Origin of the sequence: Rhodococcus sp. DMU1, assembly GCF_012272955.1 — a bacterium.
Classification (GTDB): domain Bacteria; phylum Actinomycetota; class Actinomycetes; order Mycobacteriales; family Mycobacteriaceae; genus Rhodococcus; species Rhodococcus aetherivorans.
Genome location: NZ_CP050952.1, coordinates 144,061 through 165,076, shown reverse-complemented (window position 1 = coordinate 165,076; position 21,016 = coordinate 144,061). Strand labels below are relative to the sequence as shown.

Sequence of the window (21,016 nt, the reverse complement as noted above, 5' to 3'; positions counted from 1 at the left end):
GCCCCGCTAGCCTGAGGAGATGGACCCACCGGTCACCCGGTATCTTCCGCGCGACGGCCACGGCCTCGCGTACCAGGTGGTGGGTGAAGGCCCGGTGGACGTCGTGTGGTTCCTCGAGATCCAGACCCACCTGGACCTGATGTGGACCGACCCCCACCTGCACTACCTGATCGAACGCAACGGCACCTTCGGCCGCTCGGTGTACTTCCAGCGCCGCGGGATCGGGCTGTCCGATCCGCTGGACCGGGTGCCCAGCCTCGAGGAGCAGGCCGACGACGTGCTGGCCGTGATGGACGAGGTGGGGATGCGCCGGGCCACCCTCGTCGGCGTCGCCAGCACCTGTGGACCGCAGTGCCTCGTCGCCGCCCGCGCCCCGGACCGCGTCGCCGGCCTGGTCCTCGTCCAGCCGTTTGCCGAGCGTCTCCTCGGCGGCGACGGTGAGCCGCACGGATGGACGCCGGTGCGGCGGGCGGAGTTCGTCGACAACTGGCGGACCGTGGGCCGGGAGTGGGGTTCCGGGGCCTCGGTCCGGATGTGGGAGCACCACGCCGACAACCCCTACAACCGGCGGCTGATGGCGATGCTCGAACGCTGCTCCGCGACACCGACCACGACGCAGGCGCACCTCGAGTGGATCTTCCGGCTCGACTACTCCAGCGCCCTGCCGTCGATCCAGTGCCCGGCCCGGGTGCTGCTCCCGGCCGCCAGCCCCGTGCCCCGCGCCGCCGCCGAGTTCGTCGCGCGGCAGATCCCCCGCGGTTCGTTCCACCTGTTGCCGAACGCCCTGCCCGGCGCCTCGCTCGGGGAGGCGTGGCGGCCGATCCTCGACCACGTCGAGGAACTCGCCACCGGGATGCAGCATCCCGTCGACGCCGACCGCAGCCTCGCGTCGCTGCTGTTCACCGACATTGTCGGCTCGACGAAACTGCTCGCCCGTATCGGCGACGGCGCCTACCGCGACCTGCGCGCCGCCCACGAACGACGGGTCCGGGCCGAGGTGGAGCAGGCCGGCGGCCGGCTCGTGAAGGTCACGGGGGACGGGACGTTGAGCCTCTTCGACGGCCCGGCCGCGGCCGTGCGCTGTGCCGCGCGGATCCGCGACGACGCCCGCGGTCTCGGCATCGAGATCCGGGCCGGCGTCCACACCGGGACCGTCGAGCACGCCGGACCCGAGCTGACCGGATTGTCCGTGCACATCGGGGCGCGCATCGGCGCGACCGCCGGTCCCGGCGAGATCCTGGTCTCCCGCACCGCCCGCGACCTCGGCACCGGCTCGGGCCTGAGGTTCGCCGACCGGGGCCGGCACCGGCTCGCCGGGGTGCCCGGCCGATGGCAGCTGTACGCGCTCACCGACGCGATCACGGACCCGCCCCCGATCGCGCACCGGTCCCTCGACCTGTCCGTGCTCGACCGGGCCGTGCTCCGCACCGCCCGGCGCGCACCGCAGGTGCTGCGGGCGGTCGCGGCTCTCGCCCACGCCCGGCAGCACCGGCAGGCGCGGTGAGCGTGGACCGGAAGACCACGATCACCCGTGCGTGACCCTCGTGTGAATCAGCAGGCGAGGTCTCGGTGGCGGGCTCGGCCTGCCAGGCTTCGGTTGTGATGAGGCCGGAACCGGGACGGCGCTACCGATCCGGTTCCCCAAGATCCGGCCCTGCGAGTCAGCACTGAGCAGGATCGCCGTCGGCGGCCGCGAGCGACTCGGCGGTGCCGGGCGAGACAGCCAGTAGATCGTTTCCTGCAGTGATTCCAGATCGTCGACCGACATCAGGACCGCGGCCGGTTTGCCGTGCCGGGTGATCGTGATGATGTCGTGCGTGGCTTCGTCGCTGTCGACCAGCGCCGAGAGCTTGTCCTCGGCTTCGCCGAGCGGCACCTCGTGCACGAATATTGCCCTCATGCGCACCCGGTAGCAGGATGTCGGCGACACCGCGCCCCGCCGCCGCCCAAACGGCTGGTCCCCGAACGCCGAACCGTACGGAGCCGTTGTCGTGCGTTATTCAACGAAGACCATCGGTCAGTTCCGGATGGTCTCGACGACCTCGCCTCACTCGGACGCACCCTGCACCGACGCAGAGCCGACGTGCTCGCCTGCGTCGACCACCGCGCCTCGAACGGACCCACCGCGGCGATCAACGCCCGACTCGAAGCACTGCCCCGTCACGCCCTCCGATTCGGCAACCCGACCCCCACCGGATCCCGTCACTGCCGCACTGCGGCAACCTCACCCGCGCGATCGAGGCACTCCAGGACCGGAAGAGCCCGTACAGCGGCACCATGGGGCCATGGACACCGCGCCGGAACCCGCTGAACCCGACACTCGCGACTGGACCTTCGTGCTCGACGGAGGGTGCCCCGAGTGCGGGTACACGCTGCACGATCCGGCCACGACCGGTCAACGCTTGCGCGCCGGCGTGCCACGCTGGCAGGCCGTGCTGCGACGGCCGAACGTCGCCGAGCGTCCCGCTCCGAGGGTGTGGTCGACGCTCGAGTACGCCTCCCACGCGCGCGACCTCATCGCCGTCCTCGGACAACGAGTGCGGGCGATGATCACCGAGGACACCCCGACGTTCGCCGATTACGACGGCGAGGCCGAGGCGATCCGCCGGCGGTTCTGGGCGGCAGATCCCGCCGCCGTCGCCCAGCAGATCGCTTCACGCACCGACGAGACCGTCAAGATCGTCGAGGGCGTTGAGGACTGGCGGCGCGACGGCCTGCGCAGCGACGGCCGCCGGTTCACCATCGCGCAGTTGTGCCAGTATCTGCTGCACGACGTCGAGCACCATCTGCACGACGTCGCGGGCTGATCCGGCCGAGTCGCGTAGTGGTGGGGTCCAGGACCGAGCGGCGCGGCGGTGGTGTACCGGCAGCACCGAGCCGACCTGCTCCGTGCGCGCGACCCGTGACCGAACCGTTATAGTCGGCGTCATGACGTCGGTTCTCGGTGTGTCGGTCGGGGCCAGCGCTGTGCGCTTCGCGTGCCGCGACACCGAGAGCCCCCACGGTCCGCTCTTCCGATCACGGTCGGTGACCGCGACCCTCGAACGGCCGGGAGACCCGGCCGCCGCATCCCTCGACACGGTGCTCGCCGAAACCGACGAGATCGACGAGGTCCAGGCCATCGGCGTCGCGTACCGGAACCAGGCGCAGGCCGGTGCCGTCCAGGCCGCGATGACCCGACTCGAGATCGGCCACTTCCACTTGGTCCCCGAAGTGACGGCCGCGCTCGAGAGACTGGAGACGTCCGGGGATCTCGGCGACCACGAGACGCTCGTGTTCTACGACCTCGGCAGTTCCGGCCTCACCGTCACCGTCGTCGACCGCCCCACCGGGCTCGTGCTGAGCACCGCACGCTCGGACCGGATCAGCGGCGACCTCCTCGACCGGCTGATCTACCACCATCACCTGGAACTGCACCGCTTCACCCCGCCGGCCGACCCGGCAGCACAGCTCGCCCTCACCGCCCGGTGCCGCGACGCGAAGGAGCAGCTGTCCACCCACGGCGCAGTGTGCATGCCCGGGGAGGGCGGTCTGCTGCTGCTCTCCCAGGACAGCTTCGATTCGCTCATCGACGGCCCCGTAAAAGCCTCGGCCCACCTCACCCGGGAGGTCATCCGCCGCTCCGGCCGCACCCCCGACGCCGCGGTGCTCCTCGGCGGCGGTGCGCACATCCCGCTGGTCACCTCCGTGATGCAGTCCCGGCTCGACCTCCCGGTGATCGTGCCCGCACAACCCGAACTCGTCGCGGCCGAGGGTGCGGCGCTGCTGGCCCGCCCCGCCACCGGCGAGGCCGCCGGCACGGTGATGTCCCCGACAACGGCACCCGCGCCCCACCAGACGAGCAACACCGTCGACACCCGGCACACCGTCGAGACGACCGCACCGCCGCGGACACCTCGACGCCTCCTCCTCGCCGGCAGCGTCGTCACCGTCGTCGCGGCGATCGGCCTCGGCACCGGCCTCGGCACCGACCTGCTGCAGGGTTCCGAGCGGGACGCACAGCCCACCGCCCCGCCACCGCCCACTACGACCGCGGACGTGGCCCCGCCCCCGGAAGCCGCCCCGCCGGTGGTCGACACGCAGCCGACGATCCCCGAACAGACCGAAGCGCGCACCACGAACCAGCCGCAGACACACAATCCGCCCCAGCCCCCCGCCACCCCCCGGACGCAGAACAGTGCGCCGGCCGACACATCGGCTCCGCCACCCCCACCGGAACCAGCCCCCCTCATTCCCGGTCTCCCGCAGTACCAACTGCCCACACTTCCCCCACCCCCGCCGCTCCCCCTACCGGAACTGCCCCCGATACCCGGACTCTGAACCCCTCGAGCCCACACACCATCGACATGTTCTGAGGCGTGACGCTTGGTCCTTGCTCGACGGCAGGCCGGTGAGCCCCCCACCAGGTGTGGTGGATAAGCACGATTACCCACCACTCATGTTGCGGTGCAGCAGAGTTGGACGGAACGACGGGCGAGGAAGGTGCCATGGCGTCTGTGCCCGCTTGGCGTGGGAACACGGGTTCAGGACCGGGACCGTCCCAGCCGATCAATCCGGCCGGATCGGCGGCAGCGAACAGCGCCACGACGGCATCTTTGCTGGTGCCGTCCGGCGACCGACCGGCGATCGGATCGAGGTGGTGTTCGTGCTGGAGGTGCGAGACGTGGCGACCGTACGCGCCCGGTTGTGCTGGACGCGGTAGTGGTGGCGCCCACGTCATTCCGGCTCGTGCCGGAACGACGTTCCTACGCCACGGGCGAGGCCCCCGGAACCAGGGATTCCGGGAGCCTCGCCTGTGTTGCGCTGTCAGAGGCAGTCGTTGCCGGGCGCGGGCAACTCGACCCCGAAGTCGCGTCGCATGATCCCGACTCCCGTGCCGGACAGGGTGCGCAGCTTCGTCGGGTGCAAGCCGACCTCGAGTGCCTGCTCGACAAGGCCGAGCAGGCGCGTGTCGGACAGCGGATGCAACGCCGCTTCCTCGCGGGCGGCGTCGAACGCGCACCCTGCGTCCGGTCCCTGGACGTCGACGTAGGCGAAGACCCGGTAACCGTCAACGCTGCCACTCGCTCCGCTCCGTGCAGGCTCCGAGCCACTGCGGCCATCGCCTCGGACGCGGCGGCCGGGTCTAGCACTCCACTGCCCCGCACGCGATCGACGGACAGACCGGGACGGCTACGGCCGACATGAGCCCATGCGTCGAGCCTGAGCCCCGCTCTTCTTCGCCATGGTCGCGGAGGGCGCGCACATGCGCCTTCCCGCGTGCGCCCGCTGGAACGTGACCGAATCCGATCCACCAGGATGTGACCTGCGTCCGCACCGCAGCGAGGGGGAGTATCGGCCTCTGCTTGCTTGCTGCTGTGCGCCGCCGCCGCTCACTCACACGAAGAAGCCTCCTCCTGCTGCTACTGATGGATAGGACAGCAGGTTGTCCGTGGCATTCTTCGCGTGAGGCGGCAGGTCCACGCCCCGGGACGGTTTCGGCGACCGGCTTGTCGATCCGAGGGAGCGCTTCCATATGCTTGGTGTTGCGCACGTCCTGATCGGCGTCGGTCGTGAACTGTTCCACCGATCCGGAACGCTGACCGGCGAGTGACGTGCGTCTCGTCCGGGCCGGCATCCAACCACCGGACGTGTCCCACGAGCCGGAAAGGCAGAGGAGCACAGTGAGCACAGCAGAATTGGCACAGTGGAACTCCGAGGAGGCTCTTGCGGAAGCGATGATCCCGATCATCGGTGGCTTACACCGCACGCGCTCGGTGACCATTCTGCTTCACAGCCGCTCCCTGGTGAACAAGTCGGTCATCAGCATCCTGCGAACCCATCGTTTCGCCCGACAGATCAGCGGCGACGAGCTGTCCGTCGAAGAGACGTTCCCTTTCCTCGAGGCACTGACGCATCTCGACCTCCGGCCCTCCAAGATCGATCTCGGACTGCTGGTGATGAACTACCGGGCGAACGGCGACGGAGTGTCGATCCCTGAGTTCGTTGCACGCAGTCTTGCCGAACTGGCCGGTACCGCTCCGACGTCTCCGCAGCCGCAGGATGTGATCCTGTACGGATTCGGGCGCATCGGTCGACTGGTGGCTCGACTCCTGATCGAAAAGGCCGGCTCGGGAAATGGGTTGAACTTGCGCGCCGTGGTGGTCCGAAAGGGCGGTAGTGACGACCTGACCAAGCGCGCCTCGCTGCTGCGTCGCGACTCGGTCCACGGGCAGTTCAACGGCACGATCAAGGTCGACCCAGAGAACAACACCCTGATCGCCAACGGCAACGTCATCAAGTTCATCTACAGCAACGATCCGACGAGCGTCGACTACACCGAGTACGGCATCGACAACGCCATCCTGATCGACAACACCGGGATCTGGCGCGACCGCGACGGGCTGTCGCAGCACCTCCGCCCGGGTGTGGCCAAGGTGGTGCTCACCGCGCCCGGCAAGGGCGACGTGCCCAACATTGTGCACGGCGTCAATCACCGCGACCTCGACCCGACCGAGAACATCGTCTCGTGCGCGTCGTGCACCACCAATGCCATTGTCCCGCCACTGAAGGCCATGGACGACGAGTTCGGTGTCGCGCGAGGCCACGTCGAGACCGTGCACTCCTTCACCAATGACCAAAACCTGCTGGACAACTACCACAAGGCCGATCGGCGCGGCCGATCGGCGCCCTTCAACCTCGTGCTCACCGAAACAGGTGCCGCGTCGGCCGTGGCGAAGGCGCTTCCCGGCCTTCAGGCAAGGATCACCGGTAACTCGATCCGCGTACCCACCCCGGACGTCTCCGTCGCCATCCTCCACCTTCAGCTGGGGCGTGAGACCACCAAAGATGAAGTGCTCGAACATCTTCGTCAGGAATCGCTGACAGGCGCACTGAGTCGGAATCTCGACTACACCGCGGCAACCGACGCCGTGTCCAGCGACTTCATCGGTTCACGCGCGGCATGCATCATTGACGCCAACGCGGCAATCGTCGACGGTGACACCGCCATTCTCTACGTCTGGTACGACAACGAGTTCGGTTACTCATGCCAGGTGGTGCGTACCGTCCAGTACCTCTCGGGCGTGGAGTACGCCGTCTATCCCGTCACGGGCAGCGCTGCCGTGGAGCCGGTCGGTTCGCCTGCCACTGCCCAGTGACATCGCACCTGCGAGGGGTCGTCTGCGGGGTGAATGCCGTGGCAGCAGCGATATGGGACCGAATCGTGGAGAGTTCTTCTACGGCACCACGAGCGTCTACCGGGCTGAATCGGGCAGGCCCGTCCTGACAGACGAACTGTCGCCTGTCACGTACTGGCGATTCACGGTTCCGGAAGGCGAGCCGCCGAAGGGCTCCCACGCGAATTCTGGCGGGACGTTCGTTTCGCATCGTTGGACGATCAGAACTGAGGGCCCTGCCTGCGACGCAGCATCGAGCCGGGGGAGCAGGAATGCCGCCCGTGAGCTCCGGTCAACCATGCCGGGCAAGCACGCCCAGCAGGGCTGCGAGCGAGTACGAACGCGGCTGCGCTGCGGGCCGGGGCGAGCGCCTCGGCCCGCAGGCGACACAAGCGCCCACCGAGTGCGAAGACCCGGGGCGGCGGTGTCGAGCCGTAGGCCCGGTCCGCTGCGATGCGAATGCTGCATTCGTGGCATGGATGCAGCGCACGCATGTGTCCGCCAGCGCGTGTCATCGATCGGAGTGCGGGGTATGCCACGGCGGCGTCGGTGCGATGCAGGTCTGTTCGGAGCAGGATGCGGTACTCGGAACGGCCGTGGGTGTTCAGTAGCGGGCGGGATGGCCAGCGTCGTCCCAATCGGGCAGCGGCGGCACCCGGGTGGCCAGGACGGTATCGGCGAAGATCAGCGCGACGGCAAGGGTGCGGGCCACCGGGCGGAGGACCAGGGTGGAGATCATCAAAACGTGCCTCTTCCTTCTGCGAGTGGCCGCCTGGCGACGGGGAGGGCCCGGACACCCCGCCCCAGGGGAAGGCGGGGCGTCCGGGAGGGGCGACTCGTCGGCCCGAGGTGCGCGCGCACCGCCGGCAGGGGGTGGCGGTGCGCGGCAGCGGGCCTCGCCGAGTCGACGGCGACGGTCGTGCAACCTTCAACCACATTTACGGCACTCGGTGCAGGAAATCAAACCGGGGCGCCCCGGGATGCCGGCGCGATGGCCCGAGCAGTGCGCCCGGCCGCTGCACCCCCGGACCGGTGACAGCCGGCAGGCCCGAGGACGGTCGACCTCCTGCGGCCGTGTCGACAGTGGGCGCATCGAAAGTACGCGGGTGGAGAGATGCGGGCCCTCGAGGTGCGCACCTGTCTTTGGTGCGTATCGAAGGGGATCCGGAAGGGGAAAGTGGCGTCGCTCTAGGCTGACCTCTCGTGCACGCTTTCGTCGATGAGAACACCGTCCGCGGCATCCTGGTGGTGGCCGCAGTGGCGGATCCGTCGGCGCTCGATCAGGCGCGCAGAACGTTGACGGCGCTGAGAATGAAGGGTCAGGAACGGATCCACTTCAAGTCCGAGCGCGATGCCCGCCGACGCACGATCTGCTCGGCCCTGGAGACATTGGACGTGCAGGTGCACGTCTACGACGCGACCGGGCTGACACCCAAGGTGGGGCGCCCACGATGCCTCGCGGCGCTGGTGGACGACCTTGCCGAGCTGTCGGTCTCGCGTCTGGTGCTCGAGCAGGACGATTCCACCGTCAAGTCCGATCGCCGCACGTTGTTCGACGCCACCGGCAAACACGGGATCCGGGATCGGCTGACGTATCACCATCTGCGCGCCAAGCAGGAACCGATGCTGTGGATTCCCGACGCGGTCGCCTGGTGCCTGGCCAAGGGCGGCGAATGGCCCGCCCGGGTCCGGCCGTTGATCACCAAGACCGTGGCAGTGCGGTAGAAACGCGAAACCCGGCTCACCAACCGTCCGGAAGGCTGCCGGGTCCACTTCACCGGAGCTAATGCCCCGTGCACTCATCACAGTGCCAGACAGGCAGGTTTGGTGCAAGCACCAGGCCAGAAAGGTGCAGGTGAGGGCCGTCGGCAGCAAGTACGCCCCTTTGAGGGTGCAGCATCAGACCAGTGAGGATGCGGGGCGCACCAGCCGGTGGGACTACGACTACACCGGCGGCGACGCGCTGGGCGCGCCGATGGACACGCTCGCAGACAAGCGTGTAGCAGTGATCGGAACCGGCGCGACCGCGGTGCAATGCGTGCCCGAACTGGCCAAGTACTGCAGGGAACTGTACGTCGTCCAACGCACACCGTCGGCTGTCGACGAACGGGGAAACCACCCGATCGACGAGAAGTGGTTCGCGCAGATCGCGACACCCGGTTGGCAGAAGCGCTGGCTGGACAGTTTCACCACCATCTGGGACGGCGTGCTCACCGACCCGAGCGAGTTGGCGATCGAACACGAGGACCTCGTCCGAGACGGGTGGACCGCGCTCGGCCAGAGGATGCGTGCGGCCGTCAAATCCGTACCGATCGAGCACTACTCGCCGGAAAATGTGCAACGGGCACTCGAAGACGCCGACGACGAGCAGATGGAGCGCATCCGCGCCCGCGTCGACGAGATCGTCACCAATCCCGCCACCGCCGAGCAGCTCAAGGCATGGTTCCGTCAGATGTGCAAGCGTCCGTGCTTCCGCGACGACTACCTGCCGGCGTTCAACCGGCCCAACACACACCTCGTCGACACCGACGGCAAGGGGGTGGAGCGCATCACCGAACACGGCGTGGTCGTCGCCGACGTGGAGTACGAGGTCGACTGCATCGTCTACGCCTCCGGGTTCGAGTTCCTCGGCACCGGCTACACCGACCGTGCCGGATTCGACCCGACCGGACGCGACGGGGTCAAGCTGTCCGAGCATTGGGCGCAGGGCACACGAACCCTGCACGGCATGCACACCTACGGATTCCCCAACCTATTCGTGCTCCAGTTGATGCAGGGCGCAGCCCTCGGATCGAACATCCCCCACAACTTCGTCGAAGCCGCCCGCGTCGTCGCTGCGATAGTCGATCACGTGCTGAGCACCGGCACCTCCAGCGTCGAGACGACGAAGGAAGCCGAGCAGGCGTGGGTGCAGCTTCTCCTCGACCACGGCCGGCCCCTCGGTAATCCCGAATGCACTCCCGGCTACTACAACAACGAAGGCAAACCCGCCGAATCGAAGGATCGGCTCAACGTCGGCTATCCGGCAGGCTCGGCGGCGTTCTTCCGCATGATGGACCACTGGCTTGCGGCGGGCAGCTTCGACGGCCTCACCTTCCGCTGAGTGCCCCGGCCACTCCACGCCGGATCCCGTCGACCCGACGGGATCCGGCGCCACCACCACCCACCCAGATCTCGAGGACACCACTATGGATGAACCGACCATCGGCGGATACTGTGACGACCGTTTCGCCGCCGTGCGCCACCTTTTCGAGCAGAACGTCTCGTCCGGGGAAGAACTCGGCGCCGCCCTCGTCATCGACATCGACGGAGAGGCGCGCGTCGACATCTGGGGAGGATTCCGCGACCAGGCCCGGTCCACGCCGTGGACCGAGGACACCATCGTCAACGTGTGGTCGAGCACGAAGTCGGTACTGGCGTTGGCGGCACTGATGCTCGTCGACGCCGGCGAGCTGAACCTGGATGCACCCGTCGCGCGCTACTGGCCCGAGTTCGCCGCCCACGGCAAGAGCGACATCGAGGTCCGGCACATCCTCTCGCACACCCCCGGGGTGTCGGGCTGGGAGCAGCCCTTCGTCCTCGAGGACATGTACGACTGGGACAAGTCGACGACCCTGCTCGCGCAGCAGACGCCGTGGTGGCCGGCGGGTTCGGCCGCCGGCTACCACGCCAACAACCAGGGCCACCTCGTCGGAGAAGTCGTCCGCCGCATCACCGGTCAGCCGTTCAAGGAGTTCGTCGCCACACACGTCGCCGGTCCGCTCGGTGCCGACTTCCAGATCGGCGCCCGCGAGAACGATGGGGGCCGTATCGCCGAGATCGCCGCACTGCCCCCCTTCGAGATCGACCTCGCCGCACTCGATCCCGACAGCGTCATGGTGAAGACGATGACAGGACCGGTAGCCGACACGAACGCCGCCAATACCCCCGGGTGGCGGCACGCCGACATGGGAGCCCTCAACGGTCACGGCAACGCACGCTCGCTCGCACGGATCCTCTCGACCATCGCGCTGGGCGGTGAGAGCAACGGCGTCCGCCTCCTCCACAGCACCTCGATCGACAAGATCTTCGAAGAGCAGAACAACGACGTCGACCTTGTCCTGGGTGTGCCGTTCCGGCGGGGCATCGGATACGCGCTGCCGCGCCACGACACCATGCCGAGCATCCCGGACGGTCGGATCTGCTTCTGGGGTGGATGGGGTGGATCGATGACAGTGATGGACCTCGACCGCCGAATGACGTTCACCTACGCGATGAACAAGATGGGGCCGGGCATCATCGGATCGGCCCGGAGCGAGCAGTACCTGCGCGCCACCTACGACGCCCTCAGCGAGACGGCCACAGCGTGACACCCCTATACCGAGACGACCCCGAAACGAGGGCCGCGCACGGCATGCACGCTCGATCTAGGGTGCACTCTCCTACGGCCTGCGACTGATGCTCAAACTGACCGATGGTCAACCGACGCTCCCGGAGTCTGCGCTCCGCCACCGGATTATTCGACGGAGCGCTTCTGTGCCCACGAGGGAACCCAGCGCTAGATGGCTTCAGTTGGCTTGTCGCGCGCTCGACGGAGAGGAACTCTCCCACTTCTGCTGCGCTGGGGAACGCAGGTACACCTTCCCCAGCCATGCGGTCTACGCGATCTGGAACCGGTCGTCGCCGAGTTCGACTTCGATACGCAACGTGCCGCCGACCGCGTCGACGTAGCGACGGAGTGTGTCGAGTTGGATACGGTCGAGTTCACCGCGCTCGATGGTCGAGACCCGGTTCTGCCCCACCTCTAGCCGCTCGGCCACCTGCTTCTGGGTCAGAGGCTGTGCCTTGCGCAACACTTTGAGTCGGTAGGCGCGGACCTGGTCGAACATCCGAGCCTTGCGCGCCTCGACCGGGTTCCGTCGCACCGGGCGCTTGGCGAGCACGTCTTCGAGGCTGATGCCCATCGATCTCACTTCCCTTCGAGTCGGTTCAGGTGACCGTCGAAGCGATCGTCGGCACGGGGGGATGTTCACCCGGTACCACTTGTCCCACTTCCCGGCCTTGTCGCCGGCCACCAAAAAGATCGCCTTGCGCTGCGGGTCAAACGCGAACAGCACGCGCAACTCCGATCGGCCATGGTCGCGCGCACCAGGTCGTCGCCGCCGGGATCGGGCTGGCTGGCCTCCGGTGCCGGTATCCGAGTGTCACCAGACGGTGCGCCGGGTCGCCAACGCGAAGGCTCGGGTTCCCTCTCCGGTGACGGTGTCCGCGGCGGCCACCCGATAGGCGGGGAGAGTCACCGGATGCGCCGGCCACGCCTCATGCTCCAGCGCTTTTCGGACATGTATCGATAGCTCCGGTTCGCGGAGGCAAAGACGCATCGAGACTGCCGACGGTACGTCGCTGGAGCTGACCGACGCAGTGGTCGGCTATCGCCTTCGCGGCGCGCGTTCAGGGGCGCGAGGTCGCCTTCCGCACGGTAACCGTGAGGGCCGGTTTCTCCTGGCCCGGCGTACGCAGCGGGGTCAGGTCTTCCCACATGGCGTCGACCATCGGCTGCAGGAACAGCTGGCCTACTTGGCGGATCATCGTTTCGATGATCTGGGTGGCTTCGTGGCGGTCGGTCGAGGCGAGGCCGGCCTCGCGCAACGCCACCACCTCGCGCCGGGTGAGATCGGTGAGTTTTTCCAGGAGCGTGTTGCGGGTGTCGCCGGGTTCGAGCAGGGCGCGGCGCATGTAGTTGACGACCTCGGGATGCGCGTCGAGCATGCGCGCCACCGCGGCGTCGCGGGCGGTGGCGATCTGTTGGGGTGTGCCCTGGTTCGGGGCGTGCGCGATGGCGTGGGCGAAGTGGTCGACGACGTGGTCTTCGACGGCGGCGCGGATGCCGTCCTTGGTGCCGAAGTGGTGCACGAGCAGACCGACGGTCACCCCCGCAGCGGACGCGATCGCACGCATCGAGGTGCCGTCCTCGCCCTTGGTGCCGAACAAATCGAGGGCGGCGTTGCGGATGCGGGCCTTGGCGGTCAGATCGTTCGTACTCATCCGCGGGTCGTGTCCTGGCTCCATCCGATTCCTCATTTCTCAGCAGCATAGCGACGTAGCTCTTCCTATACAGTCATCCCGTCTGCTATACATTCGTATAGTACCTGATGGGAAGGTTCCCCATGACCCGCATTCTCGACGGCATCGATGTCGTCACCCTCGCCCCCAACCTGCCCGGCCCGCTCGCAGCCCATCGCCTCCACCGACTCGGCGCCCGCGTGACCAAGGTCGAGTCGCCGGCCGGTGACCCACTCGCCGGCGTCGCCCCCCACTGGTATGCAGAACTGGTTGCCGGCCAAGACATCGTGGTGCTGGATCTGAAGGATTCCGACTCCCGCGTCCGCCTGGACGGCATGCTCGACTCCGCGGACCTGCTCGTCACCGCGATGCGTCCCTCCGCTGCGCAGCGCCTCGGTCTGGGTCAGGTGACCGCGACTTTTCCTCGCCTCGGCCATGTCGAAATCGTCGGCTACGACGGCGAATTGGAGGAAATCGCCGGACACGACCTGAACTACCAGGCCGCGTACGGTACCCTCACTCCACCGTCGATGCCCACCGTTCCGGTCGCCGACCTGCTCGGCGCCGAACGCGCCGTGTCTGCTGCCGTGCTCCTTCTTCTCGAACGCACCGCTACCGGACGCGGCGGGCGCCGTCGGGTCGTCCTCGACCACGCGGCGTCCGATGCGGGTGCCGCGGTTCGGCACGGACTCATGGGCACCGGTGCCCCGCTCGGCGGCGCCCTGCCGTCCTACCGGATCTACCGGGCAGCCGACGGCTATGTGGCGCTGGGTGCACTCGAGCCCCATTTCGCCACCCGCCTCGCCGAAGTCCTCGGCGACGAGTTGACCCACGAGGGTCTCGAACGGTTCTTCGGCACGCACACCGTCGACGACTGCGAACGGCTCGCAGTCAAAGCCGACATTCCCCTCACGCGCATCGCCGCCGCGTGACCAACCCCCACCTGCAGGAGGAAACCACTACCATGCGCGAAGCAGTGATCGTCGGCGCGGTGCGCACCCCCGTCGGCAAACGAGGCGGAGTCCTCAGTGCGTGGCACCCGGCCGACCTGCTCGGCCACACGCTGCGGCATCTGGTCGAGCGCACCGGCATCGACCCGATGCTGATCGACGACGTCATCGCCGGCTGCGTGCTCCAGCACGACCAGCAGTCCTCCAACATCGCCCGCCACGCCGTCCTGTCGGCCGGGCTGCCGGAATCGGTGCCCGCGGTCACCGTCGACCGACAGTGCGGCTCGGGTCAGCAGGCGGTGAGTTTCGCCGCCCAGGGCATAATGGCCGGCACCTACGATCTGGCCGTCGCGTGCGGTGTCGAATCGATGTCGCAGGTGTCCATGCCGTCCGCGTTCCGGCCGGGAGCCCCGCTCGGCCCGCAGTACGGCCCTCTCGAACTCGCCCGCTACGACGGCGGTCTGATGGCGCAGGGCCCGTCGTCGGAGCTGATGAACGCGCGGTTCGAGCTCACCCGCGCCGCACTCGACGAGTACAGCATCCGCAGCCACGAACGCGCCCTCGCCGCCACCCGCGCCGGCCGATTCCGCGAGCAGCTGGTGCCGATCACCGCCGATCCGCACAACCCTGCGGGCGAGGCGATCACGGCGGACGAGGGGATCCGCGACCATCTCGACCCGGTGAAGATCGCGTCGCTGAAGACGGTGTTCGCCGCCGACGGGCGCACCACGGCGGCGAACTCGTCGCAGCTCAGCGACGGCGCCGCGGCGCTGCTGATCGCCGACCGCACGTTCGCCCAAGCCCACGGCCTGATTCCCCGCGCCCGCTTCCGCGCACTGACCGTGGCCGCCGCCGACCCGATCATCCAGTTCACCGCCGTCCTCGACGCCACGCACAAGGCACTGAAGCGTTCCGGGCTGAGGGTCGAGGCCATCGACCGTTTCGAGGTCAACGAGGCCTTCGCCGGCGTGCCGCTGATGTTCGCGCAGGAGTTCGGGGTGCCCGAGGACAAACTCAACGTCAACGGCGGCTCGGTCGCGATGGGCCACCCGCTCGGCTCCACCGGCGCCCGGATGCTCACCGACCTGCTGTGCGAACTCGAACGCTCCGAGAGCCGGGTGGGTCTGCAGACCATCTGCGAAGCGCATGGCACCGCCAACACCACCATCATCGAACGCATCTGAGAGGCACCGTCATGACCGAGGAGATCGTGAAGGGTCTGCCGTCCACCCACGGCGATCACTACCAGCTCAACACCACCACCGTGATCCGGCACTCCGCCCGCACGTACCCGGAACAGGAGATCGTCTACCGTACCGCCGACGGTGGCTGGGACCGTTACACCTACGCCGACGCCTACACCCGGATCATCCGCAGCGCCAACGCGCTGCGCTCGCTCGGGGTCGGTCCGGCCGACGTGGTCGGCATCTTGGACTGGAACAGCAAGCGGCATTTCGAGCTGTATTGGGCCATCCCCGGCCTCGCCGCGGTGATGCTGCAGATGAATCTGCGTCTGGCCCCGGAGGATCTCGGCTACGTCACCGGTCACAGCGAGGCGTCGGTGGTGCTGGTCGACGAGTCGCTGCTGCCGGTCGCCGAGGCCCTCGCCCCGCATACCCCGGGTGTGGAGACGTGGGTGGTGATGACCGACAAGCCGATGTCGGAGATCGACACCTCCCTGCCCGGGGTCGTCCATTGGGAAGATCTCCTCGAGGCCGCCGCACCGGAGATCGACTGGCCCGTGATCGACGAGACCTCCACCTACAGCGCGTGTTACACCACCGGCACCACCGGACGCCCGAAGGGCATCTACTACTCGCACCGCGGCATCTGTCTGCACACCCTGTCCCAGGCCGCGAACCTCGGGATGCGCAGCGACGACGCGGTCATGCTCATCACCCCGATGTTTCACGGACAGAGCTGGGGCCTGCCGCAGTCCGCCGCCTACAGCGCCGCGAAGATCGTGCTGCCCGGCCGCTACGTCGCCGAGGACACCTCCGTGCTGGTCGATGCGATGATCGCCGAACAGGTCACCGTCGCCAACGGTGCACCGGCGATCTTCCAGCCCATGCTCGACTACATCACCACCCTCGATCACGCGCCCGACTTCCGGCGCACCCGCCTGCTCTCCGGGGCGACCGAACCGGCACTGTCGTTGATGCGCGGTTTCTACGAGCGCACCGGCGCCGACGTCATCCACGCCTACGGCGCCACCGAGACCACCCCGTTGGTGACGGTCAACGGCGCGCTCAAGCCGTCGCTGCGCGGCAAGATCTCCGACGAGCAGAAGTGGGACCTAAAACGCTCCCAGGGCCTGCCGATCAACGGTATCGACATCCGCATCGTCGATGCCGAGGGCAACGATCTGCCACACGACGGCACGAGCCAGGGCGAGGTGTTGCTGCGGGGTCCGTGGATCATCGAGCGCTACCACAAGCTCGACGACGACGCCGACAGATTCCTCGACGGCTACTGGCGTAGCGGCGACGTCGGCCGCATCGACGCCCACGGCTATCTCAAGCTCACCGACCGACTCAAAGACGTCGTCAAGAGCGGCGGCGAATGGATCTCCTCGATCGACATGGAAAACGCCCTCGTCGGCCACCCGAAGATCAAGGAAGCCGCCGTCATCGGGGTCGCCCACCCGAAATGGCAGGAACGCCCCGTCGCCCTGGTGGTGACGGTCGACGGCGATGAGCTCGACCTCACCGACATCCACAGGGTGCTCGACGGCACATTCGCCAAATGGCAACTCCCCGACACCGTGCTCTACGTCGATGCCCTGCCGCGTACCAGCGTCGGCAAGCTCGACAAGAAGAGCCTGCGTGCCCAGCACGCCGACCTCTACACGGAGACCCGATGACCACGACAGTCCTGCAGACCACTCGGCAAGGTGCGGTGGCGGTCCTCGCCCTGCACCGCCCCGCCGCGAAGAACAGCCTCGACGCCGAACTGCTCGCCGCGCTGACCACCGAACTCGCCGACATGAAGAACGACGACACCGTGCGGGCGGTGGTGCTCACCGGCGCCGACGGCGTGTTCTGCGCCGGCGCCGACATCACCGCCTTCGACGCGCTACGTGAGCAATCGTTGCTCGGTGAGCGCACCGCATCGGGCGGCGACATCTGGGCCGACCTCGGCACCTACCGCAAGCCCGTCCTCGCCGCCGTGGAGGGCGTCGCGCTCGGCGGCGGCTGCGAACTGGCGCTGGCCTGCGACATCGTCATCGCCGGCACGTCCGCGAAATTCGGGGTACCCGAGGTCAAACTCGGCGTCATCCCCGGCGGCGGCGGCACCCAACGACTGATCCACGCCGTCGGCAAGTCCAAAGCCATGGCGATGCTGCTGACCGGCGACGCCATCTCCGCACAGAAGGCATACGACGCCCGCATCGTCGCCGAGCTCGTCCCCGACGGCGAGGCCCTCCCCCAGGCGCTGACGATCGCCGAACGCATCGCGAAGAACTCACCCCTGGCGGTGGCCCTCGCCAAGGACGCGGCCGTGCGCGTGTACGAGACGTCGCTGTCGCAGGGACTCGAGCACGAAAAACGCAACTTCGACCTCGCGCTGCGCTCCGCGGACAGCCGTGAAGGCCAAGCCGCCTTCCTCGCCAAGCGCGCCCCCGCATTCACCGGAAGGTAGAGACGATCATGAGCGAGTTGTTCCCCGACTACCGCTCCCCCTGGGAGAGCGACGATCAGGCGCTGCTGCGCAAGCACGCCGCCGCATTCTTCCGCAAGGAAGCCACCCCGCACCAGGAACGCTGGGCCCAGCAGCATCACGTGGACCGCGAATTCTGGACCAAGGCGGGCGATGCCGGACTACTGTGCCTGGGCCTGCCCGAACAGTACGGCGGTGGCGGCGGCAACTTCGGCCACGAAGCTGTCGTCCAGCAGGAACTCGCGCTCGCGCACGACACCGCGTTCGGCTTCAACGTGCACTCGACGATCGTCGCGCACTACATCGCCGCCTACGCCACCGACGAGCAGAAAAAGCGCTGGATCCCCAAGATGGCCAGCGGCGAGATGGTCATCGGGGTCGCCATGACCGAACCCGGCACCGGCTCGGACCTGCAGGCCGTGCGCACCACCGCGATCCGCGACGGCGACCACTACGTTGTCAACGGCTCGAAAACATTCATCTCCAACGCCACCCACTGCGACCTGCTGGTCATCGTCGCCAAGACCGACCCGTCGGCCGGCGCCACCGGCATCTCCCTGTTCGTCGCCGAAACCCGAGGACTCGACGGGTTCGAGCGTGGCCGGGTACTGCACAAGATCGGCCAGCACGGGCAGGACACCCGCGAGTTGTCGTTCACCGACATGCGGGTGCCGGTAGAGAACCTGCTCGGCGGAGTCGAAGGCCGCGGCTTCTACCAGCTCATGGAGCAGCTCCCCCGCGAACGCCTGATCCTGGGGATCGCCGGGGTGGCGATGGCCGAAGCCGCGGTGATCGAGACCGTCAAGTACGCCAAGGAGCGCCGGGCGTTCGGCAAGCCGATCCTGGACTTCCAGAACACCCAGTTCGTGCTCGCCGAATGCAAGACCGAGGTGCTGGCGGGCAAGGCATTGATGGACCACTGCATCGCGCGATATCTCGACGGCACCCTCGACGCCGCGACCGCGTCGATGGCGAAACTGTGGGGCACCGACAAGCAGGTCGAGATCATCGACCGCTGCCTGCAGATCTTCGGGGGCTACGGCTACATGATGGAATACCCCATCGCCCAGATGTATGCGGCGGCGCGCGTGCAGAAGATCTACGGCGGCACCAACGAGATCATGAAAGTGCTCATCAGCCGCTCCCTGTAATCCCCGCAATCCCTGCCCACTTCTTCGAGGAAAACACACCATGGCAACACTTGCCGGGCAGCTCGCACTCAACGCCCGACGGCATCCCGACCGCATCGCGCTCGTCTTCGGCGACCGAGAACGCACCTACCGGGAACTCGACGCCGACATCGACCGGTACGCCCACGCACTGCTGTCGTTGCAGATCGCCAAGGGCGATCGCGTCGCCGTGCTCTCACCGAACTCCGATCGGTTCCTCCTGGCGCTGTATGCCGCCTACCGGGTGGGCGCGATCGCGGTGCCCCTCAATCCCCGCGTCACAACCCGCGAACTGCACTACCTGCTCACCGACTCCGGCGCCTCGGTGCTGCTGTTCGGCGGCGACACCGCCGGGGCGGTACGCGGGCTGGCCCAGATGGACGATCCGTCGAGCACCCGGATCCTCTCGCTCGACGGAACATCGGGCTTCGAGAACTTCGACCGGATCGCAGCGACGATGCCGGCCGACCCGCCCACGGTCGAGGTGGCCGAGGACGACGACTGCATGATCATCTACACCTCCGGCACCACCGGTGTGCCGAAGGGTGCGCTGTTCGACCACCACCGGATGCTGTGGGTGGGCCACTCCATGAGCGCCCTGGGGATGAATTCGTTCGACCGCAACCTCCACGTCGCACCGATGTACCACTGCGCCGAACTCGTCCTGTTCGTCCTCGCCGGGTTCTCGATGGGTACCACCCACGTCGTCCTGCCGGCCTTCGACCCCGCCGCCGTCGCCGACGCGCTGGAGAAGCATCGCATCACCGTGTTCCTCGGGGTGCCGACGATGTACCAGATGATGCTCACCCTGCCCGATCTCACCACCCGCGACCTGTCGGCGTGGCGCCTCGGATTCTTCGGTGCCGCACCGATGCCGCCCAGCGCCGCCGCGAAGCTGGTCACGACACTGCCGCACGTCGGCTTCTTCCAACTGTGCGGACAAACCGAAGGCGGCCCTACCGGCATCTACTCCACCCCCGAGGAGGTCAAAGCCCGTCCGGATGCGACCGGCCGCTGGGCAATCACCAACGCCGAAGTGCGACTGGTCGACTCGGACGGCAACGACGTCGGCATCGGCGAGACCGGGGAGATGATCGTGCGCGGCGAGACGCTCATGAAGGGCTACTGGAACAACCCCGAAGCCACCGCCGCAACCCTCCGGGACGGCTGGCTGCACAGCGGCGACCTGGCGGTGCGCGACGCAGACGGCTACATCACCATCGTCGACCGGCTCAAAGACATGATCATCACCGGTGGCCGCAACGTGTACTCCGTCGAAGTGGAAAACGCGCTCGCCGCCCATCCCGACGTACGCGACGTCGCGATCGTCAGTCGCCCCGACGAGACGTTCGGCGAGACGATCGTTGCCGTGGTCACCCCTGCGGAAGGACGCACGGTGACGCTCGACGACCTCCGCACGTTCGCCGCCGAGTACGTCTCCGACTACAAGCTCCCCCGCGACCTCGTCCTCCGGGAAATTCCGCGGAATCCGTCGGGCAAGATCCTCAAACACATCCTGCGTGAGCAAGTGCGCGCATCGTGAAGCCCGACATCGCTGCTCGCGCATCGGCCCTCGTGTACGGGGAAGATCTCGAGGTCGGCCGGACGTATCGGCTGGGGGCACACACGATCACCGAAGACGAGCTGATCGACTTCGCCTCCACCTGGGATCCCCAACGCTTCCATGTCGACAAGGACGCCGCCGAAGCCGGTGCCTACGGCGGGCTGATCGCCAGTGGCCTGCACACCCTGTCCGTGTACCAGAAACTCGTCGTCGACACCGTCTTCTCCGACTGGCACGTCATCGCCGGCCGCTCCCTGCGCGAAGTCCGGTTCCTGCGCCCGGTGCGACCCGGGGACACCCTCACCGGCACCGTGCACATCCGCAACGTCGTCCTCGACGAGGTCCGGAACCGCGCTCTCACCACCCTCGAGGCCGAACTGACCGGCCACCACGGTCGGCCGGTGCTGACGGCGACCGTCGACGCCTACATCCACACCCGGTCGCACACCCGCTGACCCACCACTCTTTCGCGAG

The 21,016-nt window shown here is 67.8% G+C and carries 18 protein-coding genes and 3 pseudogenes; 15 read left to right on the top strand and 6 right to left on the bottom strand.

What is annotated here, in order from left to right:
- Positions 1–19 precede the first annotated feature (19 nt).
- Positions 20–1,504, top strand: coding sequence for an adenylate/guanylate cyclase domain-containing protein (locus tag HFP48_RS00755; RefSeq protein WP_043803025.1), 1,485 nt, complete (start codon positions 20–22; stop codon positions 1,502–1,504).
- Between the two features lie 157 nt (positions 1,505–1,661).
- On the opposite strand, the pseudogene HFP48_RS00750 reads toward HFP48_RS00755, so the two are convergent.
- Positions 1,662–1,885 (bottom strand): annotated as a pseudogene (locus tag HFP48_RS00750) (type II toxin-antitoxin system Phd/YefM family antitoxin).
- A 132-nt stretch (positions 1,886–2,017) separates the two neighbouring features.
- On the opposite strand from HFP48_RS00750, the pseudogene HFP48_RS31390 reads away from it, so the two are divergent.
- The 3 genes and pseudogenes from HFP48_RS31390 to HFP48_RS00735 form a co-directional block, all read left to right on the top strand.
- Positions 2,018–2,155, top strand: a pseudogene (locus HFP48_RS31390) (transposase); the annotation flags it as partial.
- Between the two features lie 130 nt (positions 2,156–2,285).
- Positions 2,286–2,807, top strand: coding sequence for a hypothetical protein (locus HFP48_RS00740; RefSeq protein ID WP_029546913.1), 522 nt, complete (start codon positions 2,286–2,288; stop codon positions 2,805–2,807).
- Positions 2,808–2,928: 121 nt separating this feature from the next.
- On the top strand, positions 2,929–4,320 hold the full coding sequence (locus HFP48_RS00735; protein WP_168578870.1) for an Hsp70 family protein: 1,392 nt from the start codon (positions 2,929–2,931) through the stop codon (positions 4,318–4,320).
- A 486-nt stretch (positions 4,321–4,806) separates the two neighbouring features.
- Here HFP48_RS00735 and HFP48_RS31385 read toward each other — a convergent pair whose 3' ends face one another.
- Entirely contained in the window at positions 4,807–4,968 is a 162-nt protein-coding gene (locus HFP48_RS31385) for a hypothetical protein (RefSeq protein ID WP_230304382.1), read from the bottom strand.
- A 695-nt stretch (positions 4,969–5,663) separates the two neighbouring features.
- Here HFP48_RS31385 and HFP48_RS00725 point away from each other — a divergent pair.
- Entirely contained in the window at positions 5,664–7,139 is a 1,476-nt protein-coding gene (locus HFP48_RS00725; protein WP_102799200.1) for a glyceraldehyde-3-phosphate dehydrogenase, read from the top strand.
- Between the two features lie 622 nt (positions 7,140–7,761).
- Here the strand turns inward: HFP48_RS00725 and HFP48_RS32030 are convergent.
- Positions 7,762–7,896: a hypothetical protein gene (locus tag HFP48_RS32030; RefSeq protein ID WP_006937388.1), complete on the bottom strand. Its 135-nt coding sequence runs from the start codon at positions 7,894–7,896 to the stop codon at positions 7,762–7,764.
- 464 nt (positions 7,897–8,360) lie between these two features.
- Between HFP48_RS32030 and HFP48_RS00720 the strand changes: the two genes are divergently transcribed.
- From HFP48_RS00720 to HFP48_RS00710, 3 genes are all read left to right on the top strand, one after another.
- Positions 8,361–8,882 (top strand): hypothetical protein, encoded by a 522-nt coding sequence (locus HFP48_RS00720; protein WP_168578869.1) that lies wholly within the window; start codon positions 8,361–8,363, stop codon positions 8,880–8,882.
- Positions 8,883–9,048: 166 nt separating this feature from the next.
- Positions 9,049–10,260 carry a hypothetical protein gene (locus HFP48_RS00715; protein WP_168578868.1) on the top strand — a complete coding sequence of 404 codons (1,212 nt, stop codon included), beginning with the start codon at positions 9,049–9,051 and terminating at the stop codon, positions 10,258–10,260.
- Between the two features lie 85 nt (positions 10,261–10,345).
- Positions 10,346–11,506: a serine hydrolase domain-containing protein gene (locus HFP48_RS00710; RefSeq protein ID WP_168578867.1), complete on the top strand. Its 1,161-nt coding sequence runs from the start codon at positions 10,346–10,348 to the stop codon at positions 11,504–11,506.
- 288 nt (positions 11,507–11,794) lie between these two features.
- Here the strand turns inward: HFP48_RS00710 and HFP48_RS00705 are convergent, their stop codons facing one another.
- The 3 genes and pseudogenes from HFP48_RS00705 to HFP48_RS00695 all read right to left on the bottom strand — a co-directional run bounded on the left by HFP48_RS00705 (position 11,795) and on the right by HFP48_RS00695 (position 13,205).
- Positions 11,795–12,100, bottom strand: a complete 306-nt coding sequence (locus tag HFP48_RS00705; protein ID WP_044476017.1) for an XRE family transcriptional regulator — start codon at positions 12,098–12,100, stop codon at positions 11,795–11,797.
- A gap of 5 nt (positions 12,101–12,105) precedes the next feature.
- Positions 12,106–12,292 (bottom strand): annotated as a pseudogene (locus HFP48_RS00700) (type II toxin-antitoxin system RelE/ParE family toxin); the annotation flags it as partial.
- Positions 12,293–12,587: 295 nt separating this feature from the next.
- Positions 12,588–13,205, bottom strand: coding sequence for a TetR/AcrR family transcriptional regulator (locus HFP48_RS00695; RefSeq protein WP_102799196.1), 618 nt, complete (start codon positions 13,203–13,205; stop codon positions 12,588–12,590).
- Positions 13,206–13,303: 98 nt separating this feature from the next.
- Between HFP48_RS00695 and HFP48_RS00690 the strand changes: the two genes are divergently transcribed.
- Genes HFP48_RS00690 through HFP48_RS00660 form a run of 7 tightly spaced genes read left to right on the top strand, consistent with a single transcriptional unit; the run spans position 13,304 to position 20,997 of the window.
- Complete coding sequence (locus HFP48_RS00690; RefSeq protein ID WP_029547289.1) at positions 13,304–14,131, top strand: CoA transferase; 828 nt, start codon at positions 13,304–13,306, stop codon at positions 14,129–14,131.
- Between the two features lie 32 nt (positions 14,132–14,163).
- On the top strand, positions 14,164–15,333 hold the full coding sequence (locus tag HFP48_RS00685) for a thiolase family protein (RefSeq protein WP_168578866.1): 1,170 nt from the start codon (positions 14,164–14,166) through the stop codon (positions 15,331–15,333).
- A gap of 11 nt (positions 15,334–15,344) precedes the next feature.
- Entirely contained in the window at positions 15,345–17,012 is a 1,668-nt protein-coding gene (locus HFP48_RS00680) for a long-chain-fatty-acid--CoA ligase (protein WP_168578865.1), read from the top strand.
- The gene (locus HFP48_RS00675) at positions 17,009–17,791 is read left to right on the top strand and encodes an enoyl-CoA hydratase-related protein (RefSeq protein ID WP_168578864.1); all 783 of its coding nucleotides are present in this window, start codon (positions 17,009–17,011) and stop codon (positions 17,789–17,791) included. The genes HFP48_RS00680 and HFP48_RS00675 overlap by 4 nt, the downstream gene beginning before the upstream one ends.
- A gap of 8 nt (positions 17,792–17,799) precedes the next feature.
- A complete protein-coding gene (locus tag HFP48_RS00670) occupies positions 17,800–18,960 on the top strand; it encodes an acyl-CoA dehydrogenase family protein (protein WP_210432792.1) in 1,161 nt (386 codons plus the stop codon).
- Between the two features lie 40 nt (positions 18,961–19,000).
- Positions 19,001–20,521 carry a long-chain-fatty-acid--CoA ligase gene (locus tag HFP48_RS00665; protein ID WP_168578863.1) on the top strand — a complete coding sequence of 507 codons (1,521 nt, stop codon included), beginning with the start codon at positions 19,001–19,003 and terminating at the stop codon, positions 20,519–20,521.
- Positions 20,518–20,997, top strand: a complete 480-nt coding sequence (locus tag HFP48_RS00660; protein WP_029547283.1) for a MaoC/PaaZ C-terminal domain-containing protein — start codon at positions 20,518–20,520, stop codon at positions 20,995–20,997. The genes HFP48_RS00665 and HFP48_RS00660 overlap by 4 nt, the downstream gene beginning before the upstream one ends.
- Positions 20,998–21,016: the final 19 nt, after the last annotated feature.